This window comes from Halomonas sediminis (assembly GCF_044871105.1).
Lineage (GTDB): Bacteria > Pseudomonadota > Gammaproteobacteria > Pseudomonadales > Halomonadaceae > Vreelandella > Vreelandella zhuhanensis.
Map to the genome: position 1 here is coordinate 218,821 of NZ_CP085246.1, position 21,880 is coordinate 240,700.

20 protein-coding genes are annotated in these 21,880 nt (G+C 59.1%); 6 read left to right on the forward strand and 14 right to left on the reverse strand.

The window, feature by feature from the left end; translation table 11 throughout:
* Nucleotides 1-8: 8 nt before the first annotated feature.
* The 6 genes from LG290_RS01120 to LG290_RS01145 form a co-directional block, all read right to left on the reverse strand.
* Complete coding sequence (locus tag LG290_RS01120) at nucleotides 9-677, reverse strand: cupin domain-containing protein (RefSeq protein ID WP_499835883.1); 669 nt, start codon at nucleotides 675-677, stop codon at nucleotides 9-11.
* A 142-nt stretch (nucleotides 678-819) separates the two neighbouring features.
* Complete coding sequence (locus tag LG290_RS01125; protein WP_499835884.1) at nucleotides 820-1,749, reverse strand: metal ABC transporter solute-binding protein, Zn/Mn family; 930 nt, start codon at nucleotides 1,747-1,749, stop codon at nucleotides 820-822.
* 24 nt (nucleotides 1,750-1,773) lie between these two features.
* Complete coding sequence (locus LG290_RS01130; protein ID WP_499835885.1) at nucleotides 1,774-2,664, reverse strand: metal ABC transporter permease; 891 nt, start codon at nucleotides 2,662-2,664, stop codon at nucleotides 1,774-1,776.
* Nucleotides 2,648-3,394 (reverse strand): metal ABC transporter ATP-binding protein, encoded by a 747-nt coding sequence (locus LG290_RS01135; RefSeq protein WP_499835886.1) that lies wholly within the window; start codon nucleotides 3,392-3,394, stop codon nucleotides 2,648-2,650. The genes LG290_RS01130 and LG290_RS01135 overlap by 17 nt, the downstream gene beginning before the upstream one ends.
* A complete protein-coding gene (locus tag LG290_RS01140) occupies nucleotides 3,394-3,543 on the reverse strand; it encodes a hypothetical protein (RefSeq protein ID WP_499835887.1) in 150 nt (49 codons plus the stop codon). Before LG290_RS01140 ends, LG290_RS01135 begins: the two co-directional genes overlap by 1 nt.
* A 223-nt stretch (nucleotides 3,544-3,766) precedes the next feature.
* Nucleotides 3,767-4,279: a hypothetical protein gene (locus tag LG290_RS01145; protein WP_499835888.1), complete on the reverse strand. Its 513-nt coding sequence runs from the start codon at nucleotides 4,277-4,279 to the stop codon at nucleotides 3,767-3,769.
* 595 nt (nucleotides 4,280-4,874) lie between these two features.
* Here LG290_RS01145 and glnA point away from each other — a divergent pair.
* The 3 genes from glnA to ntrC all read left to right on the forward strand — a co-directional run bounded on the left by glnA (nucleotide 4,875) and on the right by ntrC (nucleotide 9,112).
* Nucleotides 4,875-6,281, forward strand: a complete 1,407-nt coding sequence (glnA, locus tag LG290_RS01150) for a glutamate--ammonia ligase (protein WP_160419269.1) — start codon at nucleotides 4,875-4,877, stop codon at nucleotides 6,279-6,281.
* A 367-nt stretch (nucleotides 6,282-6,648) separates the two neighbouring features.
* Nucleotides 6,649-7,695, forward strand: coding sequence for a nitrogen regulation protein NR(II) (glnL, locus tag LG290_RS01155; protein ID WP_499836996.1), 1,047 nt, complete (start codon nucleotides 6,649-6,651; stop codon nucleotides 7,693-7,695).
* Nucleotides 7,688-9,112, forward strand: coding sequence for a nitrogen regulation protein NR(I) (ntrC, locus tag LG290_RS01160; protein ID WP_499835889.1), 1,425 nt, complete (start codon nucleotides 7,688-7,690; stop codon nucleotides 9,110-9,112). The genes glnL and ntrC overlap by 8 nt, the downstream gene beginning before the upstream one ends.
* A gap of 51 nt (nucleotides 9,113-9,163) precedes the next feature.
* Here ntrC and LG290_RS01165 read toward each other — a convergent pair whose 3' ends face one another.
* The 3 genes from LG290_RS01165 to LG290_RS01175 form a co-directional block, all read right to left on the reverse strand.
* Nucleotides 9,164-10,099 (reverse strand): ChaN family lipoprotein, encoded by a 936-nt coding sequence (locus LG290_RS01165; RefSeq protein WP_499835890.1) that lies wholly within the window; start codon nucleotides 10,097-10,099, stop codon nucleotides 9,164-9,166.
* Nucleotides 10,100-10,112: 13 nt separating this feature from the next.
* Nucleotides 10,113-10,283, reverse strand: a complete 171-nt coding sequence (locus tag LG290_RS01170) for a DUF6435 family protein (protein WP_160419271.1) — start codon at nucleotides 10,281-10,283, stop codon at nucleotides 10,113-10,115.
* A gap of 85 nt (nucleotides 10,284-10,368) precedes the next feature.
* Nucleotides 10,369-10,899 carry a YqiA/YcfP family alpha/beta fold hydrolase gene (locus LG290_RS01175; RefSeq protein ID WP_499835891.1) on the reverse strand — a complete coding sequence of 177 codons (531 nt, stop codon included), beginning with the start codon at nucleotides 10,897-10,899 and terminating at the stop codon, nucleotides 10,369-10,371.
* A gap of 182 nt (nucleotides 10,900-11,081) precedes the next feature.
* Between LG290_RS01175 and argE the strand changes: the two genes are divergently transcribed.
* The gene (argE, locus tag LG290_RS01180) at nucleotides 11,082-12,254 is read left to right on the forward strand and encodes an acetylornithine deacetylase (RefSeq protein WP_499835892.1); all 1,173 of its coding nucleotides are present in this window, start codon (nucleotides 11,082-11,084) and stop codon (nucleotides 12,252-12,254) included.
* A 170-nt stretch (nucleotides 12,255-12,424) separates the two neighbouring features.
* Here the strand turns inward: argE and LG290_RS01185 are convergent, their stop codons facing one another.
* From LG290_RS01185 to LG290_RS01200, 4 genes are all read right to left on the reverse strand, one after another.
* Complete coding sequence (locus tag LG290_RS01185) at nucleotides 12,425-12,736, reverse strand: hypothetical protein (protein WP_114485745.1); 312 nt, start codon at nucleotides 12,734-12,736, stop codon at nucleotides 12,425-12,427.
* A gap of 138 nt (nucleotides 12,737-12,874) precedes the next feature.
* Complete coding sequence (locus tag LG290_RS01190) at nucleotides 12,875-14,065, reverse strand: lipocalin-like domain-containing protein (protein ID WP_499835893.1); 1,191 nt, start codon at nucleotides 14,063-14,065, stop codon at nucleotides 12,875-12,877.
* Nucleotides 14,066-14,089: 24 nt separating this feature from the next.
* Nucleotides 14,090-16,618 (reverse strand): ABC transporter permease, encoded by a 2,529-nt coding sequence (locus LG290_RS01195; protein ID WP_499835894.1) that lies wholly within the window; start codon nucleotides 16,616-16,618, stop codon nucleotides 14,090-14,092.
* Nucleotides 16,615-17,280: an ABC transporter ATP-binding protein gene (locus tag LG290_RS01200; protein ID WP_499835895.1), complete on the reverse strand. Its 666-nt coding sequence runs from the start codon at nucleotides 17,278-17,280 to the stop codon at nucleotides 16,615-16,617. The genes LG290_RS01195 and LG290_RS01200 overlap by 4 nt, the downstream gene beginning before the upstream one ends.
* A gap of 160 nt (nucleotides 17,281-17,440) precedes the next feature.
* Here LG290_RS01200 and LG290_RS01205 point away from each other — a divergent pair, with 160 nt between their 5' ends.
* Together LG290_RS01205 and LG290_RS01210 are read left to right on the forward strand one after the other, a co-directional pair.
* Entirely contained in the window at nucleotides 17,441-17,584 is a 144-nt protein-coding gene (locus tag LG290_RS01205; RefSeq protein WP_499835896.1) for a hypothetical protein, read from the forward strand.
* Between the two features lie 218 nt (nucleotides 17,585-17,802).
* The gene (locus tag LG290_RS01210) at nucleotides 17,803-19,221 is read left to right on the forward strand and encodes an amidase (protein WP_499835897.1); all 1,419 of its coding nucleotides are present in this window, start codon (nucleotides 17,803-17,805) and stop codon (nucleotides 19,219-19,221) included.
* A gap of 8 nt (nucleotides 19,222-19,229) precedes the next feature.
* On the opposite strand, the gene LG290_RS01215 is transcribed toward LG290_RS01210, so the two are convergent.
* Complete coding sequence (locus LG290_RS01215) at nucleotides 19,230-21,710, reverse strand: SPW repeat domain-containing protein (RefSeq protein WP_499835898.1); 2,481 nt, start codon at nucleotides 21,708-21,710, stop codon at nucleotides 19,230-19,232.
* Nucleotides 21,711-21,880: the final 170 nt, after the last annotated feature.

Here is a 21,880-nt window from a genome sequence, read left to right on the forward strand (position 1 = left end):
GCGATGGATCATAAGTGGCCGCGCTTGACATAAAACACCGCACCCTCATCGCCGGCACTGAGCGTGGGGGTAGCACCATCGGGCCAGCGTAGCCAGCTGCCGCTGGGGTAATGAGTGAGGGCGGCGGGGGCATGCGTCTTCAGCTCGCCTTCCAATACCAGAATTTCCTGACCTCCCTTGAGCGGGGAAAAGCTGACTTCGGTACCGGCTGCCCAGCGTTCCAGGCTGACACTTTCATTCTTGTGAGTATGCAGCACCTTATAGGCTACCCCGGGTTGCCGATCGGGCTGCCAAGGGGAAAGCGCGCAATTGCGGGCAAAATGCAGTGTGTCGCTGGGGTCGAATTGATGCAGCTTGACGAAAATCAAGGCACCACTGTCGCCTACCGCCGGCCTGTGCGAGGTGCCAATCGGGTTGCGCAGGTAACTGCCGGCAGGATAACGGCCGTGTTCGTCGGCAAACTCGCCTTCCAGAACCAGGATTTCTTCACCGCCTGGGTGCGTATGGGGCGAAAAATGGCTATTGGGAGGGTAGCGCACCAAGGAAGTAGCGCGGGCGACTTCTTCGCCTATGCGGTCAAGCCGCATGCGTTCCACTCCGGGTGAAGGGGAGTCTACCCAGTGATACTCAGCGGGCGTCACGCTGGCAAAATGAGAAAAATCGGCGTTTAGACGCATGGTGGCAGAGTCTCCGTGACCACGGCGGGAGCGTCAGTTTCCTTCAAGCGGCATCCTCGATGCAACCCCCTGATATAACGCGACATCGATACCTTGCCGACAAAAATGCCGCCCGAAGGCGGCGTTAACGCTTGTCACTGGCTCAGTGGCTGTGACCATGCTGATCGTCGTGATCCGGGTCAGCCAGCGCTGTATTAAGTGTTTGGGCATTATGGCGCATCATGCCCAGATAAGTGCTGGCTTCTCCTTCACTGGCCAAGGCATCGGTGTAGAGCGTACCGGCAACCGGCAGGCCGGTTTCCTCGGCCAGCTGATTGAGCACGGCGGGATTGGTCATGTTTTCATGAAACAATGCCTGAACATTTTGCTCACGAATCACATCGATCAGTTGCGCCATGTTGGTGGCGCTGGCCTCCGAGGCACTGGAAAGCCCAGCCGGTGACAAGAAGCGTACCCCGTAGGCAGAAGAGAAGTAGCTGAAGGAGTCGTGCCCGGTAATCACACTTGTCGAGGCGGGTATCTCACCGATCAACTGGTGAATTTCCTCATCGGTGGCTTCCAGCTCATTGATGTAACGCTCGGCATTCTCGCGATAAGTAGCGGCATTTTCAGGGTTGGCTTCGATCAGTCCATCCCGAATGTTAGTGACGTACACCTTACCCAAGGTCAGATCCTGCCAGGCGTGAGGGTCGTCGTCACCATGGGCATGGTCATCGTGAGCATCCGCATCCGCTGTATCGATACCTGCCGTCGCGGTCACCACTGGGCCGCTGTAATCGCTGGCTTCGATCAACCGCTCCATCCAACCTTCGAATTGCAGGCCGTTGAAGACCACCAAGTCCGCTTCCGAGAGCGCACGGGCATCGCCGGGGCTGGGCGAGTACGCATGGGTATCGCTATCCGGGCCGACCAGCGATGTCACCTCGACATGCTCGCCGCCTACGTTCTCCACCATGTCGGCAAGAATGCTGAAGCTGGTGGTTACCTGAACGCGTTCAGCGGCGATGGCCGCCGGCAGGGCAAGCATGGCGGAAAAACCGACCAGCCAACGTGAAGAGCAAAAGGAACGCATGTGTTTCTCCTGAAAGGGATGAGCTTAATGAGGGTCTTCCGCACCAAGCGGAATGACACGACGACGAAACTTGGCGGCCAAGCTGTGATGGCGCCCCACCAAGGCCGAAACGAGATAGCCGACCCCCGCCAGCAGAATAATGCTCGGCCCGGACGGCAGGTTGAAGTGATACGACACCAACAGCCCACCGGTGCTGGCGAGCATCGCCCAGACCACGGCAATGCCGATCAGCCCTTCCAGGCGCTTGCTCCAGAAGCGGGCGGTGGTGGCGGGCAGCATCATGAGGCCTACCGCCATCAAGGTGCCCAGCGTCTGGAAACCGGCGGTCAGGTTAAGTACCACCAAACCAAGAAATACCCCCTGGATCACGCCGCCGCGTATCCCTTGGCCGCGCAGAAACAAGGGGTCGAGGCACTCCACCACCATGGCGCGAAACAAGGTGGCTATCAGCACCACGATCAAGCTACTGATGCTCACGATCAGAATCAGCGCGGTGGTATTGACCGCCAGGATCGAACCAAACAGCACATGCGTCAGATCCACACTGCTGCCGCCGAGCGAGATCAACATCACCCCGGCCGCCAACGACATGATGAAGAAACTGGCCATCGCGGAATCTTCGCGATGGCCGGTCATCTGCGACACACTGCCAGCCAGCAGCGCCACCAACAGGCCGAACATGACCCCACCCAGGCTCATTACCGGCAGCGAAAACCCCGCCAGCAAGAAACCCAGCGCGATGCCGGGCAATATCGCGTGAGCCATGGCATCGCCGATCAGGCTCATGCCGCGCAATACCAGAAAGACACCCAACGGCGGAGCCGCCAGAGAAAGCGCCAAGCTGGCCACCAATGCCCGGCGCATGAAACCGTATTCGAAAGGACTGATAAACCAGCTATCAAGCAGAGCCAACATGAATGCTATCCGGAAAGGTGAGAGGCAGGCGCGGTGCCTTGGCGGGTTGGCCGGCATAGCGGCCAAGAATTTCCTTGGGTGACGCCCAGCGACCATGCCCGCCCGCCAGCATCAGTACTTCATCGGCCAGGCGCGAAAGCTGCTCCATGTCGTGCAACACCACCACCAGGGTGGCGCCGTCCTTGGCCATGTCGTGGAAGACGTCGATCAACACATCCACGGTTTCGATATCCACGTTGGCGAAGGGCTCATCCAGCAACAGAAGCTCGGCGCCTTGCATCAAGGTACGGCCGATCAGCGCCCGCTGGCGCTGGCCCCCGGAAAGCTCGCCCAACGGCCGGTGAGCCAGGTGGGAAATGCCCAGCCGCGCCATGATCTCGCGACCCTGGCGGTAATGCGCCGCGCAGTAACCCTTCAAGGCGCCGTGGCTGGGCCAGGTGCCGGTCATGATCAGTTCTTCCACGCTCATGGGGAAGGTCAGGTCCAGCGCCAGTTGCTGCGGCAGCCAGGCGCGCCGTTCCTTGGGAACGTCGCATATGATCTTGCCCCCCATCGGGCGAAGCTCCCCCATGATGGCCTGAATCAAGGTGCTCTTGCCCGCCCCGTTGGCGCCGATCAAGGCGGTGATGGCGCCATCCAGAAAGCGACCGTCGAGATGTTCCACCACCATCCGCCCGCTCTGCGCCAGCTGAAGGTCGTGCAGCCGTAGACGTGAGTTGTTTGCGTGCATCACGGCCACCATCCGTTAGCCCAGCCCACCAGCAACCACAGCATGGCCAGGGGGATCAGCGCTAACATCAGGCGGCGCGTGGCAGACAACGACATCAAGGAAAAATGGCAAGGGCCTTCTTCCCGGTGTCGGTGGGCACGGTGCACCATGAGAAGCATCCTCGTTCAGGTAATGAGAGAATTGCAGTAAGTTATAACATAACATTTGGTGCGAGCCAAACTCCGCTATTTTATCGCGCCGCGATGAAAGGGCATAGAGTGCAAGGGATTAGTTGATGCGCGTCAGTAGTAATTAAGCAAACGCTTCATCCCCACAGCCATGGGGATGATTCGTCGTTCGCTGCCGACAGGCAGCTCAGAAAAAGACCGCCGGTTATGGCGGTCGTCGCAAAGAAGGCGTGGGGCCGACAGTTGGGGGATCAAAGTGCAAGGGTGCTTTGAGAGGTACTTTAATGTACTGAATGCGCGTGGGGCAGGTTTGTAGACGTTGAAGTAAATCGTGGAGAGCGTTGTGGTCCAGTTCCGGATCAAAGCCGCCGATCTTCTCCAGCCAGCTACGCGTGACGGCAAAATAGTGGGGTAGCAAGAGGGTCTTGTTGAAAAAACGTTGCAGTAATCGTTCGAACAGGCCCGGGCGAGACATGCCGATCATCAACACATCCAGCTTATGAGCGTTTAACCGGGAAATGATTTTCGGCCAGGCAGCCGGGGTGGGGCAGCTTGGCTGGCAGGCAAATACAAACCAGTCGGCCTGGCTGCTCAGGGCGGCATGGTTCAAGCGTTCGCCCAGGGTGAGTTCGGGCGTCAGCAGGCATCGCACCTGGTAGCGGCTTTCCAGTTGCGAAAGACGCGGGTCGGGCTGGGATGTCGTCACCAAAAGCTGCACGTGAGAACTCTCCAGCGCTACTGAGTGCAATGCCCCCAGATGACGAGGAAGCATGGCGCCAGTCACTAAGGCATCTGTGATAAAACATAGAAGACCCATTGTGGCTGACTCCGTAGGGGGAAAGCTTGGGCGTAAATACGCTCTAGCGTAATTGATTGTAGTATTTGGTTTATTTGAGTATCAAGTTAAAGTTTTCCCGAGATTGTCACCATGGAAATTTTTAATTTGGCACTATTTTGGTGCAGTATGAGTTGTTGCTGAGTTTTTTTGGTGCATTGATAGGAAAGGATGAGGGATTAAATGCGCTAAAAGAGAGTGAGAAAAGCACTGAAATGGATGAGTTTATTTGTTTAAATATCTTAAAATCAGTTATTTATTATTTTTTAGTCGCTATTGGTGCATTTTTGGCACGAACCGTGCATTAATAAAGGCAGACGCTCAGCACGCATAGTCACATGACGTATGGCGTGCTAAAACAAGAGCCGATTTCTAACTACCCGATGGCTTCCTGGCACCATGACGCAGAAGCTGCGGTGAGATTGAACAATATCAACGAGTTGATTTGCTGAAAGCCACGCTCATACCGGAGAACACTATGTCAGCCAAGACCCTCGCGCTAATTGAAGAAAATGAGATCAGATGGGTGGATCTGCGCTTTACCGACACACGCGGTAAAGAACAGCACGTTACGATCCCCGCTCGCGATGTGGATGAAGAGTTTTTCGAGAACGGCCAGATGTTCGACGGGTCTTCCATCTCCGGCTGGAAGGGTATCAATGAGTCGGACATGATTCTGCGTCCGGAAGATGGCACCGCCTTCCTCGACCCCTTCACCGAAGATGCGACCCTGGTGCTGCGCTGCGACATCATCGAGCCGACCACCATGCAGGGCTACGAGCGCGACCCGCGTTCCATCGCCAAGCGTGCTGAAGCCTACCTGCAGTCTACCGGCATGGGCGACACCGCCTTTTTCGGTCCGGAACCTGAGTTCTTCATCTTCGACGAGGTGCATTGGAAGTCCGATATCGAAGGCTCCATGTACAAGATCACCTCCGAAGAAGGGGCCTGGTCGACGGATCGCACTATCGAAGGCGGCAACCTCGGCCACCGTCCGCGCCTTAAAGGTGGCTACTTCCCGGTTCCGCCGGTGGATAGCTTCCATGACCTGCGCGGCGCCATGTGTAACACCCTGGAAGCCATTGGTCAGACGGTGGAAGTGCATCACCACGAGGTGTCCAACGCCGGCCAGAATGAAATCGGCGTCAGGTTCAACACCTTGGTGAAGAAGGCCGACGAAGTTCAGGAAATGAAGTATGTGATCCACAACGTGGCACACGCCTACGGCAAGACCGCAACCTTCATGCCCAAGCCGCTGGTGGGTGACAACGGTTCCGGTATGCACATCCACCAGTCGTTCTGGAAAGAGGGTGTCAACCAGTTCGCCGGTGAGGAGTACGCGGGACTCTCCGAAATGGCGCTGTACTATATTGGGGGTGTCATCAAGCACGCCCGTGCCTTGAATGCCTTCACCAATGCGTCCACCAACTCCTACAAGCGCCTGGTGGCGGGTTTTGAAGCACCGGTCATGCTGGCCTACAGCGCGCGTAATCGCTCTGCGTCAATTCGTATTCCGTACACGGCAAGCCCCAAGGGCAAGCGCGTCGAAACTCGCTTCCCTGACCCGACCGCCAACCCTTACCTGGCGTTTGCGGCCCTGCTGATGGCGGGTATCGACGGCATCAAGAACAAGATTCATCCTGGTGATGCCATGGACAAGAATCTTTATGACCTGCCGCCGGAAGAAGGCAAGAAGGTGCCGACCGTGGCCTCGAGCCTCGATCAGGCGCTGGAAGCGCTGGACGCCGACCGTGCCTTCTTGACCGAAGGCGGTGTGTTCACCGATGACATGATCGATGCCTACATCGAGCTTCTGAGCGAAGATGTGGAACGTCTGCGCATGGCGACGCACCCGCTCGAGTTCGACATGTACTACAGCTGCTGATTCATCTTCATCGCTGCTGTTACGAGACCCTGCTTCGGCAGGGTCTTTGCGTTAGGATGCACTGTTATGGTGCGAAGGCTTAGGCGACAGGATTGCGTCAGTGACTAATATGTCCCCGTCGTTTAAATAAATAGGTCGGTCGTTTAAACAAACGGGTCTGTTGTTTAAACAAAATAGTGCTCAGCCCGTGGCCTACGACATAGCTGGCGTATTTTTTGCACTCTTATTGTCAGGATCTCTATTATCAGGACATCCGCTGCCGGTTTGGCATCGGCTTATTTCTCGTTAACCGAACGGTATTGCCATGACTCACCATGGGGACGCTTCCCCCGGCACGTCTCAGCCGACACTGCTTGGCGCGAGTGATATGTACAAACGCTTGCTGGATCATCTGACCACGGCGGTGTTGCTGCTCGACAGCGAACTCCGGGTGCGCTGGATGAACCCGGCAGCTGAAGCCTTGCTGGCGGTGAGCTTGAGCCGTATCTCGGGGTTCAGCCTGGATACGTTGCTGGGCAATGACGACAGCATCGATGCGATACTGGCTAAGGCACGGGATGCCTTCCATCCATTCACCCAGCGTGAAGCACGCCTGCGGCCGCTCAATGGCGAGCCATTGACCGTCGATTACACGGTGACGCCCTTATCGGAAGATGAATTACTGCTTGAGCTCGAGCCACGCGATCGCTTGATGCAGATTTCCCGTGAAGAAGCGCTGATGACCCGCCAGGAAACGATCAAGGTGCTGGCGCGAGGCCTGGCGCACGAGGTCAAGAACCCCCTGGGGGGAATTCGAGGGGCGGCGCAACTGCTCGAGCGCGACCTGCACGCCCCGGAATTGCGTGAATTCACCCATATCATCGTGGAGGAAGTCGACCGGCTACGCGATCTGGTGGACTCAATGCTCGGGCCTACTCACGTCATCAAGCACATGCCCCTCAATATTCACAAGGTGCTGGAACGGGTGCGTTCGCTGCTGCACGCCGAGTACCCGGATGTCGATATCCGCCGTGACTATGACCCCAGCTTGCCGGACCTTTCCGGCGATGAATCGCAGATGATCCAGGCCTTGTTGAATGTGGCACGCAACGCCGTTCAAGCGATGACCGATGCCGAAATGACCGCACCCGAACTGACCCTGCGTACCCGCGCTCGGCGCCAGTTCACCCTGGGGGCCGAACGCCATCGGCTAGTCTGTGAAGTGGGGGTGATCGATAACGGCCCCGGGGTGCCGGAAAGCCTGAGTGAGACGCTTTTCTACCCCATGGTGTCGGGGCGTGCCGAAGGCAGCGGGTTGGGGCTTTCCATCGCTCAATCGATTCTGCATCAACACCAAGGGTTGATCGAATGCGAGTCCGCCCCCGGGCATACCGAATTTCGTTTATTGATTCCGTTGGAGAAGCACCATGACTGAGGTGGCAGGCACTGATGTAGCCCGGGTAGTGATCGTGGACGATGATCGTGCTATTCGCTGGGTGCTGGAGCGCGCCTTGGCGCAACCGGACCTTGAGGTGGAATGCATTGCGCGGGCGGACACCTCCCTGACGCGGTTGATCGAGGATCCGCCGGATGTGCTGGTCACTGACATTCGCATGCCGGGCATCGATGGCCTGGACTTGATGGCCCGCCTGCGCCAGGCGCATCCGGATCTGCCGGTCATCGTGATGACGGCTCACTCGGACCTGGACAGCGCCGTGGCCTCCTATCAGGGCGGTGCCTTTGAGTACCTGCCCAAGCCGTTCGATGTCGACGAAGCCTTGGCGCTGGTACGCCGGGCGGTGGCTCATGCCCGCGAACGCCGGCGTCCGATTACGGTGCCGGAGGGCCTGAACACCGAAATCATCGGCGAAGCACCGGCCATGCAGGAAGTCTTTCGTGCCATCGGGCGGCTGTCGCATTCGCATATTACCGTACTGATCAACGGTGAATCGGGGACCGGCAAGGAGCGCGTGGCTCAGGCGCTGCACCAGCATAGTCCGCGTGCCGGCAAGCCGTTCATTGCCCTGAACATGGCGGCGATCCCGCGTGACCTGATCGAATCCGAGCTGTTCGGGCACGAAAAAGGGGCCTTCACCGGTGCCACCGCCCAGCGCCAGGGGCGGTTCGAGCAGGCCAATGGCGGCACCTTGTTTCTGGATGAAATCGGCGACATGCCGGCAGAGACGCAGACCCGCTTGCTGCGTGTGCTGGCTGACGGCGAGTTCTATCGGGTGGGCGGGCATCTCTCGGTCAAGGTGGACGTACGCATCATTGCCGCCACTCACCAGAATCTGGAAACCCTGGTCAATGAAGGCCGCTTTCGTGAAGACCTCTTCCATCGGCTTAACGTGATCCGTATCCATCTGCCCACGTTGGCGGAGCGCCGCGAGGACATTCCGCGTCTCATGCGGCATTTTCTGGCCGAAGCCGCCACCGAACTTTCCACCGAGATCAAGGTGCTGACCGCGGACGCCGAGGCGCATCTCACCCACCTGCCCTGGCCGGGGAACGTGCGCCAGCTGGAAAATACCTGCCGTTGGCTCACGGTGATGGCCTCCGGGCGTGAAGTGCTGGTGGAAGACTTGCCGCCGGAGCTGCGCGCTTCAAACCATAGCGAGGGGGAGCAAGGTGACTGGCGCAACGCTTTTCGAGAATGGGCCGACCATGCCCTGGCCGAAGGCCATACGCACCTGTTGGAAGAAGCGGTGCCGGATTTCGAGCGCATTCTGATCGAAACCGCGCTCAAGCATACCGGGGGGCGCAAAGGGGAGGCGGCTGAGCTTCTGGGCTGGGGGCGCAATACGCTGACCCGTAAGCTCAAGGCGTTATTGCCCGCCTTGGCGGATGAATGAGAGTGAGTGGCTCAATGAGTGAAGGACACTTGATCGTCCGGAACCCTATATCTAGTCGCTACTCTCGTCTGCCTCGTCCAAGACGTAAATGCCATCGGCGAGGCTTGCATCGGGCGGCTGACAGTCGTTGATGGCCAAGGGTAAAAGCGCCATTCGCCGGCTGATGCCCAAGTCTTGCAGTTGATGGGGGACGCCGTCGCCGTGGATGACATGACCGTAACCCATCAGGCCTACCGCCAGAGAACCGCTCTGTGCCGCCGTTGCCAAGCCATCGGCCATGGCCCTGTCCCAGGCCAGCTGCGCCTGGATGAAGCTCTCCAGGGCGGCACCCTCGTTCTTGTCTTGCACTTGCCCTTCCTGTTTTTCTTCTTCGTTTTCCGCAGCAGGATGGTGTTGAAAGATTTGCGTCAGTCGTTCGCGGTAGGCAGGGGTTGCGGCGCCAGGCGCCGTTATTGCGTGGCGCTCGGATGAGGGTACGGCCTGCCATCCTTCCTGGGCCAGGCGTTGGCGCAGCGCCGGTTGGATATTCAGCGCGACCAGCGGGACTTGCTGCATACGGGCGAAATGCAAGATAGGCAGATAAAGCTCAGCATCGATTCCCCACACCTCTTTCCAGTTGCTTTCGCGAATAAAGGCTTCTTCATCAAGCTCGCCCGCTACCCAGGCATCCAATACCGGTTGCACGTCGCGGGAAAGCATTTCCAGACCGATCACCATGTCGGAACGGTGCGCATATAGCCCGGCCAAGGTATGCAGCTGCCAGCGGTGATGGGCTTTCTCATCGTGGCGCTCCCCGAGCATCACCACTTCTTGCCGAGCGGCAGTGGCCAGCAATGTTTCGGGTGTCGTCAAGGCACCCTGCATGAACCACTGGCCCGGTGCCGGGCAGGGTTCACCCTCGGCTATGGCAGCGCCTGGCAATGCAGCGAGCATGGCGAGCATCAATACCGCGGTGGCTCGCCTCGGTATGCGAAAGCAATGGGGCATGCGAACTCCTGAGTCAGGATTTCTCCAACGACTGAATCTCGCTCAACAGAGCATTGGCCTCTTCAGTGAGGGTCGCATTGGCACGCATGTCGCCGTTGCGCGAGGCTTCCATGGCGGCCTGCAGTTTGCGTTCGTAGGCTTGCTGAAGCTTTTTCTTCGGGTCACGTTTGAAGATACTCAACATAAACTATTCCTCTCAATGGAGATCGTGAAATGTACACTCCTTGTAGAGGATTTTGGGGCCGCTGTCTAATGGTGGTTCATATTTTTTATTTTTCGCTTGCGGCCGGTTCCAGGCAGGTTTCCAAAAAGCGCCGGAAATCATCGAGTATCGTGTCCAGACTGGCATGCAGGCGATGATCATCATTCAGCAGGCGCAAGGGAAAGCAATAGGCCTGAGCATAGTCAATGATCGGCCCGGGAGGCACGATGTCGTCATTCCAGCCATGAATGATCCGGGTATGCTTCGCCTGGATGACCGGCGAGGATTCCGGGTAGCGATCCAGCCCCAATGCCGGGGCCAGCAGAAAGCAACCCAACAGTGGATGCCTGGCGCTAGCCGCGGCACTCACCCAACCGCCCAGGCTGGAGCCGGCCATGATGCATTGCATGGGGTCGGCGTGACGCTGCTCCAGGGTAGCCAGCAGGTGTTGCAGCCGTTCGCTTGGAGAGGACATGCCGCGATAGTCCATCACCACCGCCTCGCAACCGTCCAGGGCTTCCACCACTTCCTTCATGGCTTGCATTTTCATGGCGCCCGGGCCGCTTTCCAGGCCGTGCGAGAGATATACCGTGGTCATGTCGCGCTCCAGGTTGGTTGTTGCGAGCGTATTCGTTGTTTCGAGAATATTCGATCCTAGCTACTTTTTCGCGCTGGCAACAGTCTTGAACCAATGACAGCCTTGAGCCCATAGCCGTGGGCTGGGCGTGGTTTCAGTGGTAGGGTGCCGAAGGCGGACGTTCGCTTTCATAAGGAATTTTCATGAAACAGACCCTCGACCTTCTTGACCGGCTGGTGGCATTCGACACCACTTCCAGCGAATCCAACCTGGCGCTGGTGAATTTCGTTGAGCAATATCTGGCCGAGTATGGCATTCAGGCGGACCGGGTAATGAGCCCCTGCGGCAACAAAGCCAACCTGGTGGCGCGTATCGGCCCCCGGGCGCCGGGCGGCGTGATGCTTTCCGGCCATACGGATGTGGTGCCGGTGAAAGGACAGCCCTGGTCGACCGACCCCTTTCGCCTGCATGACGGCAATGACGGGCGGCTGTACGGGCGGGGTACCTGCGACATGAAAGGCTTCATTGCCTGTGTGCTGGCGATGGTCCCGACATGGTCGCAAGCTGCGCTCAAGCAACCGATTTATCTGGGGTTTTCCTATGACGAGGAAGTCGGCTGCCTGGGCGCGCCGGACTTGATTCGACATTTCTGCCAGAACTACTCCACCAGTGCCCAGGTGATCGTCGGCGAACCGACCGATATGCAACCGGTGGTGGCCCAGAAAGGCGCCACTAACCTGCGTACCTGGATAGTGGGCCGTGAAGCCCACAGCAGCCAGATCAATCAGGGCACCTCGGCGGTTCACGTCGCTGCCCGTCTGGTCACTTATATCGAAGACATCATGCACATGCTGGTGGAAGAAGGGCGGGTGGACCCGGCGTTCAACGTACCGCATAGCAGTTTGCATGTGGGCAAGATTGCCGGGGGTACGGCGATCAATATCATGGCCCGGGAATGTCAGTTCGAGTGGGAAATACGTCATCTGCCCACCGACACCTTCGAAACTGTCTTCGAGCGCTTTCAAGCCTATTGCCGCGACATCGAAGCCGGCTTGCGCGACCAGGGCAAGCAGGTCGAGATCAGCACCGAACTGCTCAATACCACCGTGCCGGGGCTGGTGGATCGGGATAACGCCAGGGTGATGGCGCTGGCCAGACGGCACCTGTCGGAAGACTCAGCCGGCTGCCGCCATGCGGTGGCCTACGCCACCGAAGCCGGGCAATTCCAGGCAGGCGGAATGCAGACGATCATTCTGGGGCCGGGGAGTATCGCTCAGGCGCATCAGCCGGATGAATATGTCGAACTCGAGCAGTTGCAGCACTGTGTGGCGTTCTTGCAGCGCTTGGGCAAGGATCTTGAACAGCCTCTTGAGTAAGCCCTTGAGAATAAGCAACGGCCTGAACGAAAACACCCCATTCAGCAAAGTCTGAATGGGGTGTAGTGACGATTGAACGGCGGTCTATCCAAGAACGTGTTACTTGTTGCGTTATTCACTAGCTGCTTTACCTGCTGACTGCCTGTTTTACCAACTGAAAGCGTCAACCCTCAATGCTGGTAGTCTTCCTCGAAAAGGTCTGCTTTTGCATGACGCATGACATCTTCGCAGGCAGCTTGATGAGCAAGTTGCGTGAGCAGTCCCTGGGTGACTTCGAACCCTTTACCCAGGCAGGTATCGACTTCCTGGCGGCTCACATAGGGGCTTACATTACAGTCAATCTTGATCGTTCTTCCGCCACTGTCCAGCTTGTCTGCGAATTCCCGCAGGCGCCAGGCGATACGCTCTTTCCAGCTGGCTGATTCTTCCGCGCCTTCGTTTACGCTAAACGTGCACTGCCATTCAGGCTTATATACCTTCATGAGAACCTCCTGTGCTTGCTTGGAAAGAATGATCGATCGTGGTTTTGGCTCCGTAATTGAATGTCTTGCTTTGCCACTATACAACAACCTTTCAACAACCGGGATGGCTTTCCGCGTCCATTTGGCGCGCTTTCCTGCTCAATACCCGGTCATTTCCAGATAACCTACGCCCAACACCTCATCGCTTGCGTACTCGGTAACATTTACCTCGCCCTCCCAGTAAGGCACCGAGGTGGCCATCCAGCGATCAGTAAAGGGGGCTTTGATGGCCAGGTCAAGCCCACGCCCCGGCACCTGAAGGCGCCACTGGGTGGGCACATCACGCCCAGCCATTCTACTGCTGACAAGTGGCTCCATCACAAGTTCACTGGAAGAGAGCGCCGTGGAGGTCCCTTCGGGGGTGATCCAGGTGCCGGCGCGATAATCCCCGCCGTCTTCCCCGCCGCCGCGTAGCTGAAAGGCCATCAGCTTGTGGCCATCTTCCAGATGCAGGGAAAACCAGTCCCAGCCACGTTGCTGGGGGCCGAGTAATTGGCTACTCCATTCCCGGTCGAGCCAGCCACGCCCGCTCACCGCCCGGGTGGCGCCGTCCAGGGTTACTTCGCCCTCGACACGCCAGAACGGCTGGCTGTAGTACATCGACCCTTGGCCACCGGCGGCCTTGCGACTGAAGCCTTCCTCGCCGTGAAGCACCAGCGGACCTTCAGCGGTCAACTGAAGCCGGTAACTGAAACTGCCCTCAGGAGTGCTTTCTTGGGCACTGACTTCCAGACGCTCGAAGGTATTCTCCTCAGGGGCTTCCACCCGGCTTGCCAGCTGCCAATCATCCAGCCAGACGCGAAAGGGGATCGCTTGAGCACCGGCCTGGCCTTGCTCGAGTGCCGCGCTATTGCCCCGCGCGAAACGCTCGGCGACACGATGCTCTTGGCCTTGAGACAGGGCGGCATGGGCCATCCACAGCTGATCGGTGGCCCAGGGGCCGGGGTCGTCCGGGCGCTTTTCGGGGGGCAGCAGTGCCTGGCGAAAAAGCGTCCACTGAATGCCTAGCGGCGTACCGCTCGCGTCTTGCAGATTGGCGGTCAGGTACCACCATTCGATGCGGCTGTCGGGATGCGCCGCGTGATCCTCGGGAAAGGAAAGCGTCATGCCGGGGTTGGCTTGCTCATAACCTTGGGTGTCTGCGCCCAGGCCGGCAAACCCCTGGCTGGGGGGTGAATCTGTTGGCTTTTCGGCTTCGAAGAGCCATGACAAGAGGCCCAGTAGTAGCGCAACGCTGCCCAGCCCTAACCAGAGAAGTAGGCGGCGAGGGTGACGGCTGGCTGGGTTCATGGGTATCGCCTCATGGAATTCACCTCAGGTGGCTTCAAACTGGCTGAGCAGTTCTCGGGGTGGGGTTCGCCATAGGCTCAAGACAGGCAGCAGCGCGGCCAATGCCGCCACGCCCACCGCGACGCCTACCGTCAGCAATATTTCCCCGGGAAACAGATGCAAGGGCAGGCGCCAACCGAAGGCCGCGACATTGATCACCGAGACCAGACAGGCGGTCAGCGCGATACCCAACGGCACGGCCAGCAAGGCCGTTACCAGGGCGGCCCCGCACAGCTGGGATAACTGGAGACCGGCCAATCGCGAACGCGTCACGCCCAGCGCCCATAATGGGGCCAGTTGTCGGCGCCGTTCGCGGGACTGTGCCAGCAGTGTCGCCAAGAGTGCCAAGGCGGCAACGCCCAGGGTGAGGGCATTTAGCGCCCGGGTAATGCTGAAGGTACGCTCGAAGATGCCCGTGGCGACCCGCTTGACCTCTTGTTGGTTGGTCAGGGTTTCCACGCCGGTGGCTGCTTCCCGGCGCCCGAAGTGCTCGACAAGCGCATTTTGCACGCTGATTGTATTGGCGCCTGCGTGCAGCGCAATACCCAAGGAGCTTGGCGGTGCTGCAAAGCGCCTAGTTAGCTGCGATGTCGCCAAGGCTACCTCGCCACGGGGGTTGCCGTAATCCGGGTAGACACCCACTACCTGAAGCGTTTGAGGCCCGGTCGGCGAACTCAGCTTGAGCCGGTCTCCCGGCGCGATGCCTTGGGCGATGGCCAGCTGTTCGTTGATCAACGCCTGGCCGGCGGTGATAGCGGCCCAGGCGGCGTCACGTCCGGCCAGGGTATCCAGTAGCGGCCAATGCGCTCTTAGCCGTTCGCCGGGCGTAATGCCGAAAACACTCACCGGAAGCGTGGGAGTCCGCGCCGGGCCGTTGACGGGTAAGGCCTCGAGCAGAGTGGCCTCGGCACTGCTGGTGGGTAACGTCTCCGCGACTTCGGGACGCGCCAGCAGCCAATCGTTGATCTCCTCGAAATACTCAGGCGCCGGTTGCAGGTACAGTTCCGCCGCCAGACGTTGGTCCAGCCAGTCGAGAAACGTCAGACGAAATCCCCCGACCATGCTGCTGACCCCCAAGTTGGCGGAAAGCGCGATCAGCAATGCCATCATCGCCAGCGCCAGGCGTGGTAATTGCAGCTGCAGGTCCGCCAACGCCCATTGGGCAAGCGGCCTTTTTTTAGCCAGCCGGGCCAAACCGGCCAGTATCAAGGCCAGCAATGGCGGCAAGCATAGGGCGCTGGCGAGAAGCAGCATGGTGACCAGACCGAAGCCTGCCAGCAAGCCTTCACCGGCAGGCAGGCGAGTGAGCCACAGCCATAATCCCAGTGCCATCAAACCGCCCAAAGCACCGGCGATACTCATGGTGCGCAGCTGTCGATGAAACCCCGCCCGCCACGCCTGGGCCTGACCCAAACCGAGCACACTGAGCCGCCCGGCTCGCCAGAGCACCCCTGTTCCTGCGATAAATAACCCGCCCAAGGTCACGCCCAGCCCACCCAGCCAGTAGTGCCAGGGCAGGCTCAGTTCCGCAGCGACCCCGGCCCCGTACAGACTGCCCAGGGTCGCCGCGACATCGGGCAGCAGCGCCTGCGCCAGCCACACACCGCTGACGATGCCCAGCAGGGCACCGGCTCCGCCTAGCAGCAGTAACTCCAACGCCAGAAGGCCCACCAGCGTACGGCCCGGCACGCCCAGGGCGCGCAAGGTGCGCAGCATGCCCAGGCGCTGCTCCAGCGCCAGGCCCAGCGCGGCCTGAACGATGAACAGCCCTACCACCAAGGCCAGTAGTGCCAAGGCGGTCAAGTTCAAGTGAAAGCTTTCGGTGAGTTGCCCCGGCGATACCAGGGTGGCGGCGGGGGTCAATAGCAGTGCTTCGGGCACATCGCTGATCTCCCCCGGCCTGGCCACTAGCCGAGTAAAGGTACCCTGGGTCTCAAGCAGCCTGGACGCCGCGGCGATATCCATCAATAGGGTGTCGGGTGGCAGGTTCGGCGTAAGGACCAGCGGCGGCAATCGACGGCCGTTTTCCAGCTGCGGACGCGCATTGGCTGCGTCTTGCTGAGCCAGTCCTAACGCTTTCAAGGTGTCCGGTGCCAGTCGGGTCTGATAGGGCGGCGTCATAAAAACGACCAGCGCTTCCCCGCTTCCGGCGCTGGCAAAGCCGCTATCGCCGGGCAGAGTCAAGGGGTCGATACCCAGAATGTTGAGTCGAGCACCCTCGCCGCTTTCGACTTCGACTTCGCCTTCCAGCAGCGGCGAGACATCCAGACCGCTGCGACGCAGCTCGATGTAAGTCTCCCAGCTCAACGGCGCGCCGTCACGGCGGGTCAGGCTGTCCAGGTTTTGGGTGAATAACGATTCCGCACGCGCATAACTATCGCGGGCCGACGCATTGATCGCCTGAACGCCGCTCCATAGCGCGCTTGCCACCCACAACCCCAGCAACAGCATCAGCAACTGGCCGGGATGTCGCCGATAATGTGAAAGCAGCGTTCTCATTGCAGTGACTATCATGCGGCAGGCTCCGCCAGATGGCCTCGAGTGAGCTTCAGGCAACGATCCAGCGGGGCGGCGACCTGTAGGCTGTGAGTGACCAGAAGCAGGGCGCTGCCGCTTTCCTGGACCAGTTCGAGCATCAGCGTCAGCACGTCTTTGGCGCTGGTTTCATCCAGGTTGCCGGTGGGCTCGTCGGCCAGCAACAGCGCAGGGCGCGGCGCCAGGGCACGGCCGATCGCTAGGCGCTGCTGCTGGCCACCGGAAAGTTGTTCCGGGTAACGCTGCTCAAGCCCGGTCAGCCCCAGTCGCTCGACGAGATGGCGCGTCCAGGCGAGGTTCTCGCGACCGGCCAGGCGTGCCTGAAGACGCAGATTGTCCGAGGCATTCAAGCTCGGCACCAAATGGAACTGCTGGAATACCAGGCCCAGTGACTGACGGCGCAAGCGGGCGCGGCCCGGCTCATCCAGCGTTGCGATGGATATTCCCTGGAAAGTGATCTTTCCTGCATCCGGCAAGTCCAGCCCGGCGGCGAGGTGCAGCAATGTCGACTTGCCGCTGCCAGACTCACCCATCAGCGCCAGGCTTTGGCCCTTCTCCAAGTCCATATCCACGCCGTCCAGCACCCTAAGTGGCCCCTGTGGCGTGGCATAGGCTTTATGTACTTGATGAAATTTCAACATGGACCCGCCTTGGAAATAATTTTCAGCTATTTGTTTATAATTAAAAACAATAAGTTATGTTGGGAAAGCTAGCAAATATGCTTTTCCTCATTAAAATTATGCTGCTTTGCAGCAATAATGCACCTATGGTGGTTATGTATGTTTCATCAGGAGCCATTTCATGACGTATTCACCACTGCAATACCATCCGCACGATACGTATGTATTGAAAGTTTGGGCCAACCAGGCACGGATACAGCGCGAAGCTCATGATGCCATAGAGCACCACTTCGACGGCCGACAAGGCAAGCGCGAAAACCAGTAAAGTGGTTTATTAAGAGAAATATCAGCGGCCGGCACTTTGCCGGTCGTTTTTTTGGGTGGTAGTCGTCAGGAAAATCGAAGATATGTTGGTACAGTGTCACCTCGCTATTACCTTGCTCGCTCATGGCATCCTCCGCTTTTTGCGAAGCGGGGCGAGTTTGGCCTAACCTGAAGTTTCACCGAGGTGCCAGCCAGCCTTATTGAACGAAGGGAGGTCATGTGAGCGATAGCGACCTGGGAATGATGAATGCCGAATGCCTGCGTGAACTTTTCGAGTCACGTAAGGCTTCCCCGCTCGAAGCCGCGCGGGCGGCGCTTGAGCGTATCGACCGCTACAACGCCAAGGTCAATGCCTATGTACATGTCGACCATGAAGGGGCGCAAGCCGCCGCGCATGCCTCGGCCCGGCGCTGGGGCCAAGGGCGGCCACTGAGCCCTATCGATGGGGTGCCGGTATCGCTCAAGGACTTGACCGAAGTCGCCGGGATGCCGGCGCGCCAAGGCTCACTGACCGTGCCGGACACGCCTTGCGAACGGGATGCACCACCCGCCAGGATGTTGCGGGAAGCGGGGGCGGTGATTCTGGGGAAGACCAATACCTCGGAGTTCGGCTGGAAAGGCGTAACCGACAACCGGGTCTTCGGGGCCACGGCCAACCCTTGGGATACGGCTTTGACGGCGGGCGGCTCTTCGGGTGGGGCGGCCGTGGCGGCGGCTCTCAATATGGGGGTGTTGCATCAAGGGGGCGATTCGGGCGGCTCGATTCGAATTCCTGCCGCTTTTAGCGGGGTGTTCGGGTTCAAACCCACCTATGGCTGGACACCGCAATGGCCGCCAGCCAAGGAGCCCACTCTCTCGCACATCGGCCCTTTGACCCGCACCGTGGATGATGCGGTAAGCATGCTCAATGTGATCGGGCGTTACGACTACCGCGACCCCTATGCGATACGCGGGCAGCCCGACGATTGGGGTGAAGAGGTCGGCATGGGGCTGCGCGGCCTGCGTATCGCCTATTCGCCGACCTTGGGCTACGCCCAGGTGGATAAGCAAGTTGCCGCCCGCGTCCACGAGGCTGCCGACAAACTGGCGGCGCTCGGTGCCGAGGTGGTGGAGATCAACCCCGATTTCGAGGCATCACCCTTGGAGACCTTCCGCAAGCTTTGGTATACCGCTTCACTTGCCGTATGGGAGGAGCTTGACGAAAAGGCGCGCCAACAGCTTGACCCCGGCATGGTCACCGATGCAAAACGAGCCCAGGAGTGGGGCGCAGTGGATCTGTTTCGCGCCTTGCGCGCCCGGGCGCGGTTGACCGAGCAGCTCGAGCATTTCAACCAGAAATATCATCTTCTGATGACGCCGTCCGTGGCGATCGAGCCTTTCGAGATCAATCATAACGTGCCGCCCGGCAGTGGCATGCAGGGCTGGGAAGAATGGGCGCCTTTTTCCTATCCTTTCAATTTGAGCCAGCAACCGGCGGCATCGGTGCCTTGCGGCTTCACCGATACCGGCCTTCCGGTGGGCTTTCAGCTGGCCGGAGGCAAGCATGACGACGTGCGCATCCTGCGTGCCTGCCATGCATTCATGCAAGCCTATCCGGCACGCTTTCCCACGGTGCCCGACCCCTACCAGTCAGGCTGAGTGGACGGCTATACCAATAACCTGCTCCAGCTGCCATAGCGGCCATGGATCGGCCCACGACGCACGCTCAGCGCAATGACCGCAACCCCGCAGACAAGGCTGTTGATCAATGCCGCGGTGTCGGCGTCATGCAGAAAGGGCACCAGGCACAGCATGGCACCTAACACAATCAACACCCAACGTACCGGGCGCGCCGACTCCGCCAAGGCGATGATTGACACGGTAATGATCAATGCCCCAAGCAAGTGATCCCAGTTGGCCAAGCTGCCTTCATTGCCGAAGGTCAGCCGGGTAAACATCAGCCAGATACCGATCACAATGGCTAGCCCTAGGTTCCAGGGCAGGGTGACCCCGGTTTGCAGGGCATCCTGAGCGATAGCCAGTGGGCTGCGGTGAAAGTCGTCTTGTATGGGTTCGCGCTCTCCTTCGTCGGTATCACCGGTAAAGAATATCTTGAGCATCGGCGCCCCGGCACGATAACGCCGCTTGAGAAACTCGCCGGTAGCGACGAATTCATTAAAGGCATAGGCGATCTGCAACAGCATCGCCCCCGCCTGAATCAGGCATAAGGTGCACCAGGTACCGATGAGTATCGGCTGAATAATGATGAAGGTCACCGAGACCACGCCTAAGGGCACGATCAAGACACCGAACGAGGCAACGACCCAGGGCATGGTGCGCCAACGCTGGCTGGTGCCGATGAGCCCGATCAGTATTTCCAGCATGTAGACGATGCCGCCCAGGCCAGCATCGGGAATCGGCCAGGCCTTTGAAGCCGAAGAGGTAATGATGTCTTCGGTTCCGTTGAGCCCTTCCCGGGTGCCGGCAAAGAACGGGTCCCAGACGGCGTCGATATGCCCCAGCTGATAAGCCGCCAGGTAACGCGAGATGAAGAACCCCACCAAGGCCAGCAAGATGATCGGCATGCGCTGAAACCAGCTGGAAGGGTTATTGTTCCAGCCGGGTGGCATGGTAGGCCCTGTGGTGGCCGCCGCCGGTGAGATGCCAGGGGAGGGCCGCACCACGGCGGAAAAGCCGATCGCCAGCATCCCGGTCACGGTGCCGTTGAGATAAGCCGCCGCGCTTTCGGTCCAGAAGAGGAGCGGCGCGAACAGCAGCCATACCCCCACCACCGCGCATACCCAGCGAGCCCAGCTGTTACGCCAGGAAAGTGAAATGCAGCCGAATACCACCAGTAAAAGCCCTGCCGCCATGTCGCTGAAACTCATGGCGCTGCTGGTGTAGCCGAGTATTGAAGGGGAGGTAATCAGCCAGGCGCCCAGGCCCACATTGAAGAAATGTGCCCAGAGCGTGCGGAAATGCTCACGCTGATACTGTTGCTGATGCTGTTCGAGTACGGTCTCGGCGTTGCGGCCTTTTTCGCTGGCTTCCTCCATCCAGTCCGGGGGCGTGATGCCGTTGGCCTTGTACCAGCCACGCGGATCATTCAACAGGTTGGCGACGATCTCCTCGAGCTTGTCGAATAACTCATGGCGCGGCTCCCACCCGAGCTGCCTGCGCGCCCGATTGATATTTAACTCATAATGGTCATCGGCCATGTCGATCATGAAGGGTCGAATGAACGGCTTTTCACCCTTGTCGAAATCATCGGGTATCAACGGCTCGCTTTTTTCCTCGAGCAAGGCGCCGGTCTTGGCGAGTGGCTTCGGCATCGAGAGGGTCTTCCAGTGCGCCTTGCCGTGAATCAGCTCGCCGATCCGATTCTGCAGCGCCTCGTAACTCACGCAATGCGGTTCCCCGACGAGAATTTCGTTCTCTCGGGGCAGGTCGTGGCGCCTGTCGATGGTGCGGCGGAAGGCATCGATCATGTCCTCCTTGTGGATACATGCTTGGCCAGCACCGGTGTTTCCGGCGTAGAGGTGGCTTTTAAAGGAGTCTTCGTAAATGCGCGCAATCTGATGCGATAAAGTGGGTACGCAGTGGTTTTCATCGTACATCCCGGCCAGTCGCAGCAGGGTATAGGGCATGTCACCCGCCTGGTCGCGTATTACCGCTTCGGTTTCGGCTTTCGATTTCGGATAAGCCCAGGTAGGCGCAATGGGGGTGTGCTCGGTGATCTTTCTGCCGGGTATCTGAGGCTTGTGAACCAGCATGGTGCTGGAATAGATGAAGCGGTCCACATTCATGTCCTGCAGAGCCGTCAAGAGGTTGCTGGTCCCCTGCACATTGACCTTGTCGTAGAGAGGCGATTCTTCACCGGTAAAATCGAAGTAGGCCGCCAGATGCACGACCGCGGCGATGTCCCTGCCGTGACGGTCGGCTATCTTGTCCATGGCTTCCTTGATGGAATCCACCGAGGTAAGGTCGAATTCATGGCTTTCGTCTGCGTCTTTGGCCTCTTTCATGTCCAACCCGATGATCCAGTAGTCACGCTTCAAGCTATGGGTCAGGGCAGTTCCGATACCGCCGGCGGCACCGGTGATGATAACGATTGGCCTGTGTTGATTCGCTTTTCTCTTGTCCTGCATGAGTAGAGATCCTTTCTGTCGTAAGGCGAGAAGACGTCCCACACCACATGACAAACTGACCTTCAATCTAGTCGGGAAAACAGCGATCCGGCAAACACCTATTCAAGCGTTGCACACGTGAATGTTGCGGCAGGGCGCAGCAATGAAGCGGATATGTTTTCTGCAAGTCT

Excerpts from the sequence above, each read along its gene's own strand:
- LG290_RS01120 (WP_499835883.1), bottom strand. The coding sequence starts at position 677 with ATGCGTCTAAACGCCGATTTTTCTCATTTTGCCAGCGTGACGCCCGCT.
- LG290_RS01125 (WP_499835884.1), bottom strand. The coding sequence starts at position 1,749 with ATGCGTTCCTTTTGCTCTTCACGTTGGCTGGTCGGTTTTTCCGCCATG.
- LG290_RS01130 (WP_499835885.1), bottom strand. The coding sequence starts at position 2,664 with ATGTTGGCTCTGCTTGATAGCTGGTTTATCAGTCCTTTCGAATACGGT.
- LG290_RS01135 (WP_499835886.1), bottom strand. The coding sequence starts at position 3,394 with ATGCACGCAAACAACTCACGTCTACGGCTGCACGACCTTCAGCTGGCG.
- LG290_RS01140 (WP_499835887.1), bottom strand. The coding sequence starts at position 3,543 with ATGGTGCACCGTGCCCACCGACACCGGGAAGAAGGCCCTTGCCATTTT.
- glnA (WP_160419269.1), top strand. The coding sequence starts at position 4,875 with ATGTCAGCCAAGACCCTCGCGCTAATTGAAGAAAATGAGATCAGATGG.
- glnL (WP_499836996.1), top strand. The coding sequence starts at position 6,649 with ATGTACAAACGCTTGCTGGATCATCTGACCACGGCGGTGTTGCTGCTC.
- ntrC (WP_499835889.1), top strand. The coding sequence starts at position 7,688 with ATGACTGAGGTGGCAGGCACTGATGTAGCCCGGGTAGTGATCGTGGAC.
- LG290_RS01165 (WP_499835890.1), bottom strand. The coding sequence starts at position 10,099 with ATGCCCCATTGCTTTCGCATACCGAGGCGAGCCACCGCGGTATTGATG.
- LG290_RS01170 (WP_160419271.1), bottom strand. The coding sequence starts at position 10,283 with ATGTTGAGTATCTTCAAACGTGACCCGAAGAAAAAGCTTCAGCAAGCC.
- LG290_RS01175 (WP_499835891.1), bottom strand. The coding sequence starts at position 10,899 with ATGACCACGGTATATCTCTCGCACGGCCTGGAAAGCGGCCCGGGCGCC.
- argE (WP_499835892.1), top strand. The coding sequence starts at position 11,082 with ATGAAACAGACCCTCGACCTTCTTGACCGGCTGGTGGCATTCGACACC.
- LG290_RS01185 (WP_114485745.1), bottom strand. The coding sequence starts at position 12,736 with ATGAAGGTATATAAGCCTGAATGGCAGTGCACGTTTAGCGTAAACGAA.
- LG290_RS01190 (WP_499835893.1), bottom strand. The coding sequence starts at position 14,065 with ATGAACCCAGCCAGCCGTCACCCTCGCCGCCTACTTCTCTGGTTAGGG.
- LG290_RS01195 (WP_499835894.1), bottom strand. The coding sequence starts at position 16,618 with ATGATAGTCACTGCAATGAGAACGCTGCTTTCACATTATCGGCGACAT.
- LG290_RS01200 (WP_499835895.1), bottom strand. The coding sequence starts at position 17,280 with ATGTTGAAATTTCATCAAGTACATAAAGCCTATGCCACGCCACAGGGG.
- LG290_RS01205 (WP_499835896.1), top strand. The coding sequence starts at position 17,441 with ATGACGTATTCACCACTGCAATACCATCCGCACGATACGTATGTATTG.
- LG290_RS01215 (WP_499835898.1), bottom strand. The coding sequence starts at position 21,710 with ATGCAGGACAAGAGAAAAGCGAATCAACACAGGCCAATCGTTATCATC.